The 8,787-nt window shown below is 37.6% G+C and carries 6 protein-coding genes; 2 read left to right on the top strand and 4 right to left on the bottom strand.

Annotated features, from left to right (window positions below):
* Positions 1–306 precede the first annotated feature (306 nt).
* Positions 307–960 carry an Abi family protein gene (locus J7K39_00565; protein ID MCD6178373.1) on the top strand — a complete coding sequence of 218 codons (654 nt, stop codon included), beginning with the start codon at positions 307–309 and terminating at the stop codon, positions 958–960.
* Between the two features lie 251 nt (positions 961–1,211).
* Here the strand turns inward: J7K39_00565 and J7K39_00560 are convergent, their stop codons facing one another.
* The 4 genes from J7K39_00560 to J7K39_00545 all read right to left on the bottom strand — a co-directional run bounded on the left by J7K39_00560 (position 1,212) and on the right by J7K39_00545 (position 8,475).
* Positions 1,212–4,961 (bottom strand): hydantoinase B/oxoprolinase family protein, encoded by a 3,750-nt coding sequence (locus tag J7K39_00560; protein ID MCD6178372.1) that lies wholly within the window; start codon positions 4,959–4,961, stop codon positions 1,212–1,214.
* Between the two features lies 1 nt (position 4,962).
* Positions 4,963–6,258 (bottom strand): divalent metal cation transporter, encoded by a 1,296-nt coding sequence (locus J7K39_00555; GenBank protein ID MCD6178371.1) that lies wholly within the window; start codon positions 6,256–6,258, stop codon positions 4,963–4,965.
* Between the two features lie 19 nt (positions 6,259–6,277).
* Positions 6,278–7,600, bottom strand: coding sequence for a DEAD/DEAH box helicase (locus J7K39_00550; GenBank protein ID MCD6178370.1), 1,323 nt, complete (start codon positions 7,598–7,600; stop codon positions 6,278–6,280).
* A gap of 239 nt (positions 7,601–7,839) precedes the next feature.
* The gene (locus J7K39_00545) at positions 7,840–8,475 is read right to left on the bottom strand and encodes a cyclase family protein (GenBank protein MCD6178369.1); all 636 of its coding nucleotides are present in this window, start codon (positions 8,473–8,475) and stop codon (positions 7,840–7,842) included.
* A gap of 75 nt (positions 8,476–8,550) precedes the next feature.
* Between J7K39_00545 and J7K39_00540 the strand changes: the two genes are divergently transcribed.
* Positions 8,551–8,787: hypothetical protein (locus J7K39_00540; protein MCD6178368.1), on the top strand; the 237-nt coding region annotated here is incomplete at its 3' end.

Below are 8,787 nucleotides of genomic sequence, written 5' to 3'. Positions count from 1 at the left end.
GTAATAAAGAATTAACAGATGTGGTTGATTTATTGTTGGAGAATTTTAACGAAGACCCTATAAGTGGTGAAAAAGTTTTAATTCAGTCAAAAAAGCCATACAAGAAATAACAGTAGAATGATTGAGCACAGCAGCCAATATTTTGTATAAGTAATGTCAGGGAAAGTGATAAATATCAGGTCAAAAGAAGGGAACTGGATGTTGTTTTGAAATTAGGAAAGATATAAAAACAAAAAACCCGGCTTCATTACCAGCATAAGGACTGGAAGAGGAAATACCGGGACGACGATGCAAATATATAAATTAATGGATAGGAATGCAATAGAGAAAATAATTTCGATAGAGAGGCTTGAGCCATACTTAAAGAAACATAGTGGAGATTTTGATAAAGCTGTAAACCATTATAAAGTGAATATTGAAATTTCAGAGTCTTTCTATCCGCTTTTATCAATCTTAGAAATAGCATTGCGTAATAAATTTGATTATCAATTAAAAAGACTTTTTGATGATGAGAATTGGCTTGAAAACCAAGCGTTTATTGAATCAGCCTCCAGATTTCAAATGGATAGGATTTCTGAAGCAAGGGCTAATATACTTCGCGAAAAGAAAACCATTACTACTGGAAAAATAATATCTGAATTGTCGTTTGGTTTTTGGACTTCCTTACTAGATTCAAAATTTGAAAGAATATTGTGGAAGAATTTACGCCTTGCATTTCCAAACTGTCCAAAGAATATTAGAAAGAGAAGAACAATGAGTTCTAAATTGAATGGGATTAGAAAGTTGAGAAACAGAATATTTCATCATGAATCAGTGACTTGGAGCTTAACGGCTTTGAAAATATACAGAAATGAGATAGTAGAAGGAATCGATTGGCTAGATAAAGACTTGTTGATTTGGTGCAATGACATTTTCCGAATTGATGATGTAATTGAAAAGAGAAAACATTTAATAAAATAGAATACTCTTGGCAAGAGAAAACTCTATTCCTTCTCCCCAAACCCACCACCACCTAGAGTCTCAATAATAAACCGATCCTTTGGATATCCTAATCAGCGTAAGAAAATAACTTAAGGAAACATCCCGCAGATTTCGCAGATAAACGCTGATGGAATTTGAATGTAAAATAGGTGTTAGTAAAGTGCCGATTATCTACAACAAGTGATTTTACGTCCTTTGCGGAAAACTTAGCGCGCCTTGCGTTTATTTTTTTAATCTAATCCGTAAGCCCCTCCACCCGGAGTCTCAATAATAAATTGATCGTTTGGATTTAGTAAACAGTGGCTCATTCCATTTAAAGAAATTTTCTCGCCATTGGCGCGGATTACATATTGCTCTCCTCTTTTTCCTGCTTCACCGCCTTTTAAACCATAAGGTGCATATTTTCTATGCTGCGAGAGCAAAGAAAGCTCTACAGATTCTAAAAAAGTAAAAGCACGGATTACACCATTTCCTCCTTTGTGTTTTCCATTTCCTCCAGACTCAGGTCGGATAGAAAAGCTATCCAAGCGCACAGGATAACGGTGTTCTAAAATCTCAGGATCGGTAATACGTGTATTGGTCATATGTTGGTGAACACCAGAAGTGCCATCAAAATTTTCGCCTGCGCCACTGCCACCGGCAATGGTTTCGTAATAACCGAAATTTTCGTTGCCAAACAAAACATTATTCATCGTCCCTTGAGAACAAGCTGCTTTTTCAAAAGCTTTCAAAAGCGTATCCGTTAGTCGCTGACTGACTTCAATATTTCCACCCACAACAGCAGGACATTTGTCGGGTTCTTGATTAAAAGGAGGATTCAATAAGCCTTCAGGGATTTTTATACTTACCGGTTCCATCAAGCCGTCGTTTAAAGGAATAGGTTCATCCAAAAGCAAGCGAAGCACATAAATAATCACACTGCTCACAATGGCAGGAGTAGCATTTAAATTGCTGGGGTGAACAGCGCTGCTTCCCGTAAAATCGAAGGATACAGCAGATTCTTGAATATTGATCTCAACGGACAGAGGCGTATCATCGTCTAAAAATTCAATAGCTTTAATTTTCCCATCAGGCAATTTATAAAAAACATCTTTTATTTTCCGCGTAGCGTATTCTTTCAGGCTTTGCATATAATGCTGAACACGATCAGTTCCAAAATCCTTAACTAGATTTAGCAAGGCTTGTTCGCCGTTTTTATTGGCTGCTAAAGCGGCATTTAAATCGGCCATATTTTCGTTAATCAAGCGACTGGGATATTTGCCAGAATCGAAAATGCTACGGATACCATCCCAATCTACTTTTCCTTCTTTGACGAGATAAAATGGAGAGATCACAATGCCTTCTTGTTCTAGGTTTGTTGCATTGGTCGGCATCGAACCGGGAGTCATACCTCCAAGCTCTGCGTGATGCGCTCGGTTGACCACAAAACCAATACGTTTACCTTCCTTGTCAAAAACAGCGGTAATCAAACTTACATCGGGCAAATGAGAACCACCATAAAGTGGATGATTGGTTACGATGGTATCGCCGGGTTTAAAATCGAAATTGGCTAAAACCGAACGAACACAAACACCCAAACTTCCTAAATGAACAGGGATATGAGGCGCATTGGCTACCAGATAACCTTCGGAATCGAGTAGGGCACAAGAAAAATCGAGACGTTCCTTAATGTTTACCGAAAGTGCTGTTCTTTGCAGGATAGCACCCATATTTTCGGCTATCGCCATAAAACGATTGGTGAATAATTCCAATGCTGTTTCTTGATTATGTGTTTTTGTTTGCTGTTTTTCTGTAGCTTTATTTTTTCTGATGATCAGGTTGCTAAAAGCATCTACTTTGCCAGTCCAACCGCTATCGATTACCGTCGTACTTTTATCATCGCTCACCAAAGCCGGACCCGTAATTTGATCTCCAAAGCTTAAGTCATTTCTGGAAAAAACATCCGTTTCTTTCCCGAAAGATTGAATTTTCCGATTAGGAATAAGTTTTCTTGCAGGACTCTTTTCTTGCTTTCTTAGCAAAGCCTTTTCGGCTTTTTGCGACACTTTTAAACGGATACTTTCCAGTTCAATTTCTCTGTTCTCCACCCAATGGCCATATAATTTGATATACTCGGCTTTAAACTTTTTAAGGATACTTTCTATATTGGCATTCCAATTGATGCTGAGCGTGCTGTCTTGTCCTCTAAAACGCAAGAACAAAAGCCTTTGTTCTGTTAATTTGCCTTTGTCTTTTTCAAACTGAGGGCTTAATTCGCTAGAAAGCAAAGCGAATTCCTCTTGGAGCGATTCGCTTATGGAATGAAAAGGTTTTAGAATCTGCTTTTCGGCAAAGCGTTCTAATGAAGCATTTCCAATACCAAAAGCACTGAGCAATCCCGCATCTAGCGGAATAATAATTTCTTTTATTTGAAGTAAATCGGCAATAGCACAGGAATGCATGCCACCCGCACCACCAAAACCAAGCAAAGCATATTCAGAAGGATCAAAACCTTTTGAAGTAGAGATTTTCTTGATGGCTCCAGCCATAATTTCATTGGCAATAGCAAGAAAACCATTTAGTACTTCTTCTTTTTCAACAGGCTTATTTCGCTTTTGCTCAATTTCTTGCAAAAGGATTTCGACTTGCTTTTCAGCAGCCTCTTTGTTTACGGGAATTCCAAATTTCGTTTCGTCAATTCTGCCCAAAAGCAGGTTTACATCGGTAATGGTTAGTGGACCGCCAGCACCATAACAAGCAGGTCCGGGATTGGCTCCAGCACTTTCTGGGCCAACGGTGAGTTTGTATCCATCGAAACTACAAATAGAGCCACCACCGGCAGCTACCGTCTCAATAGAAATGGCAGGACTATAAATATGTGCCGAGCCAATTTCCAATTCGTATTTATAATCGAAAGCCTTGTGAAAACGCGAAACATCGGTACTGGTTCCTCCCATATCAAAGGTAATCAGCTTGTCTTTATCGATGAGCTCACCAATAAATGCTGCGCCCACAACACCGCCAGCTGGGCCGCTGAGGAGGCTGTCTTTGGCTTCGTAATTCTCAGTACGCATTAATCCGCCAGCGCTATTCATCACGCGTAAATCGGCTTGGGTATTCTGGGCGATGTTTTCCAGATAATTTTCAATAATAGGCGAGAGGTAAGCATTTACCGTTGTTGTTTCTGCACGCTCAAGTATTTTTATCAAGGGTGATAATTCGGAAGAAACAGAGATGTATTTTAAATCAGATTCGATTAAAAGCTTTTTAAATTCCTGCTCGTGAATATTGTTTTTATAAGCATTCATAAACACGATGGAGAAAGATTCAAAACCTTCATCTTTTAAGTCTTGGATTTGCTTTTGATAAGCAGAACTATTGATGGGTTTTAGAATATTTCCTTGGGCATCAATACGTTCGTCAATTTCAATAATCTTATCGACAAGCGCTTTTCTTTTCTGGATGTTTAAGCTGAAAATATCGGGTCGGGCTTGGTTGCCAATTTCTAGCAAATCGGCGAAGCCCTTGGTGATGAATAAAACGTTTCTAGCACCTTTGTGCTCGAGTAAAGCATTGGTTCCTTTGGTGGTTCCTAAACGGATTTCTGTAGGAGGAAAGTTGGATTTTAAAGACGTTTGGGTAAGCATTCGAGTTGCCACAACCGGAGCTTCTTCTCCTGTAAATATCTCGAATGATAAATGCTTTTGCTGATTCTTTTTTATAGCAGTTTCAAGCGCTAAAATATGTTGATCTGTATCGTAATAAAGCACTTTTATCTTTTCGATGCTTTTGTCTAAACTTGAAAACCAATAGCCTTGAAATATATCTTTTTTACTTCCCCAGTTTTCCTCAACTAAAATATGACTATCATCAATCCAAGAAGAAATTTTTCCGCGTAATCGACCGCTACTTAGTATTTTTTTTCTTTGTAATTTGCCATCAGGCATAATCGCAATAGCATCTGTAAAAGTACCTCCGGTATCGATAAATAGTTTGTGCATATTAATGGTTTCTAATGATACGTTTAACGACGAAAAGTGTGATTAAAAGGGTAAATGCAAATAGAGCGTAGAAAATATAGGAGCTATCTGGAAGGCTTTGATTGAAAAAGCCAAGACTAGCTTTTAAAATATTCCATAAACCTAAAATCAGACTCACCCAAACAATACTTCCAAAAAGAATATTCTGAAGTTTTGAGTTTTTGTTTTTTCCCATCAGACTGGAATTATTGATGGCGAACCAGAGAAAAATACTGATAAAAGGAAGAATTAAACCGTTGAGGGCTTGTGCAGCGATAATGGCTGGAATAGGTTTAAAACCTGCTAGTCCGAAGCTAATTCCCGTAATTAAAACGAGTCCCCAAATGGCTTTGAAATAGATCCCGTTTTGCGCCCATTTTTTAGGATTTTTATGCTGAAATAAATCGCGTGCAGTGATAGCAGAAGCTAAGGGAGCGGTAATACTTGAGGAGAATCCCGCAGCAAATAATCCAAAACCAAAAAACCATACCGCCCAAGATCCGAGTTTACTTCCTAGTGTTTGACCCAAAGCGGCGTAAGTAAATTCACCGTCAATTGAACTTCCAACAATAAGAACAGCCATAGAAGTTAAACCTCCTAAAATAATAGCCACGGAAATTCCAAAACGCATCTCTTTAATCGTTTGGGTTTTATCGGTTAGTCCTGAGCCTAAGAAAATATTATAAGGAACAACCGTTGTTCCAATTAATCCGAGGATTAAAAGTCCGGAACCTTCAGGCATTTGAGGAATAAAACTTCCGCTAAGTATTGCGGATGTATCGGGTTTTATCAAAATGGCTGTCGTAATAAAAGCAAAGCCCATCAATACGACCAAGAAGCCAAGACTCCTTGCCAATATCTGTAAACTTGGAAATAGGAGGGCAAATCCCGCAAGAATACCCAAAACGAGAATAACTTGAAGCGTAGTGAAATTACTTAGAAGCAAAATCCCTTCAGAAGCTCCTAAAAGATTGCCTGTTTGATAAGCTGCTGAGCCAATAATAATAGCACCAATAATTAAAATGAAAACCATCCATCCGCCTTTTGCTTGACCGAAAGTCTCGGCGATGGCAGTTCCTAGACTTTTATTACTCACAATGCTTAAACGCGCTGCAGCTTCTTGTAAAACCAAGCAAGCAATGGTGGAAAAAACCAAAGCCCAGAGTAAATCGAATTGAAAATTAGCACCTGCTTTTGCGGCTGTAGTTATGGTTCCTGGTCCAATAAATGCTGCGGAGAGAATAGACCAGAACAAGATATTTAACAGTCGCTTTTTCATAGAGCTAATCAGTAGGTATTTATATTTTTTTCCTTGCGCTTCGCTTGATAGGTTTTTTATGTTTTTTTCTTTTCTGGCTTGGACTGCCTGAATTTACCTGCCTATTCTTTTCAGATTTTTCGTGGAATGCTCCCTGACTGGATATTTTGGGCATTCTAAGATAATTCTTCATCTTTTGCTTGGGAAGTTCATCATCGGTAAAGAGCGTTGATACTTCAACAGATTCGGGGAAGTCGAGCATAGGAATAGGCATCTTCATCAAGTCTTCAATCTGTTTTTGATATTCCAATTCAGCTTCGTTAATAAAAGAGATTGCAATTCCTGCTTTATCTGCACGTCCTGTTCTGCCTATTCTGTGAATATAATCGCCGGGAATTTTTGGTATATCAAAATTGATTACGTGAGTAACTTCACTAATATCAATTCCTCGCGAGATAAGATCAGTAGCTATCAGAACCTTAATCTTGTCGTCTTCAAATTCTTGGAGTATTCTAAACCTGAAGTTTTGAGATTTATTGGAATGAATTACACCAATTTGTTCAGGAAAATCTGATTTTATTTGTTCAAATAAGCGATCTGCCAATTTTTTGCTATCTACAAAAATCAAGGCTTTATCAATACTGCCATTTTTTAGCAAATGGATAAGCAGATTGGCTTTGGTATGGAAGTTAGGAACAGCATAGGCTTTTTGCTTAATCTGCTCAAGTGGTGTTCCGTGTCTTGCAATTTCTATTTTCTGTGGTTGATTGAAGGTGGATTGAATCAAAGCCTCAACCTCTTCTGTTAAAGTAGCAGAGAACATCAGATTTTGCCGTCTTTCGGGTAGGTTTTCAAAGAAACGGGTTAGCGGCTTTAAAAAGCCCTGATTCATCATTTCATCTACTTCATCAATCACCAGCTTTTGAATGTATTTCAAGCGCAACGTCCCGGTCAGAGTTAAATCAATCAACCTTCCCGGTGTACCCACTAAAATGTCTAATCCGTTATAAACCAATTGTTTTTGGGTGTTGATATTTGTTCCGCCATAAACTCCGGCAAAACGAACATTCATATATTTTGTGAGCTTTTCAATTTCTTCCACCACTTGCTTTACCAGCTCTCGGGTAGGTACAATAATTAAAATTCTTGGATGTCTTTGATCTGAAAATTTTAATTGTCGGAGAATAGGGAGGAGGTAGGCGAATGTTTTACCCGTTCCGGTTTGAGCTATTCCAACAATATCTGCTCCCGACATAATCATAGGAAAAGCTTTTTCCTGAATGGGTGTGGGCGTGAAATACTCCAAGTCGGCTAAGGCATTCAGCAGAGGGTTGTTTATGTTTAACTCGTCGAAAAGAATCATAGCGTATTAATTTGCTGCAAAGGTAGTGTAAAAGCTTTTAATTGTATTTAAAAATGCAATTGATGAATTCATTGAGGAATGTAAGTGTTAAATCTTTTTTTGGCTAAAGCCATAGACTTTAGAAATATGTATTACCCCGACCTTAAAGTCGGAGTAAGTGAAAATCAATTAGTTAATGGACTTTAGTCCAAATTTAGAATGTTCCAAAATGGCATTATTGATAAGTTGAGCAAACTTTTTTAAACAAAAGCTACAGCTCGAGAAGTTGATCCATCGGCTTGATTCACTTTTAAAGGAAAACATTGAAATTGAAAGTCGCTTTTTTGCAAAGTATCTAAATTGGTCAAATTCTCAATAATAATAAAATCAGCACCTAAGATAATCTTATGAAGTGGTACATCCTGACTATCGGTTGGGTCGATTGAGATATAATCCAAGCCAATTCCTTTAAGCTGGAATTGTGTAAGCCATTGAGCTGACTCCTGTGATAAAACAGGATAATTTATCTGATAGTCAGCTGTTTTCCACTTTTTGTACCAGCCCGAATTTAGAATTAAAAATTCAGTGTCTCGAATTTGATTTTCATGCTTTTTAAGAAAATCAAGAGGTATTTCACTCTTGGCAAATTGATCTACTTTCAGTATAAATCCTTTTCCATAGAATTGATTCAAAGCAAAATCGTCTAAATTTTTTCTATCAGCAATCATATGTGCAGGTGCATCAACGTGTGTGCCTGTATGGCTATTGATTTTTAGTTCGTGAAGTTTAAAACCATCTTTTTTTACGGTGTATTTTCGTGTAATTTCTGGTTTTTCCATTTCGCCAAAAACAGTCATTTGTTCTGATATCTCGTGGCTGAGGTCAATTATTTGCATTTTATTCTTGGTTTTTGAATTGTGTACAAAAGTAATCTTCATATCTTCGCCAACCTAATTCCTTAGTTAAATTGTATGAAAAAATTAGTTTTACTTTTAAGCGTATTTGTATTCTTATTTAGCTCTTGTAACAGCTCTAAGAAGAACTTACAACGAGGCAATTACGATGAAATAATAAGTAAATCTGTAAAGAAATTAATTAAGAATCCCGATAATAATAAAGATGCTATTCTTCTCGATAAAGCCTATAAACTGGCCAATGAGCGTGATTTGGATGCGATTAAATTTTTAAAATTAGAAGGGCAACCTGAT

Source organism: Bacteroidales bacterium, assembly GCA_021157585.1.
GTDB lineage: Bacteria > Bacteroidota > Bacteroidia > Bacteroidales > UBA12170 > UBA12170.
Note: the sequence above shows the minus strand (reverse complement) of the source record. Positions and strands in the feature narration are given on the sequence as shown.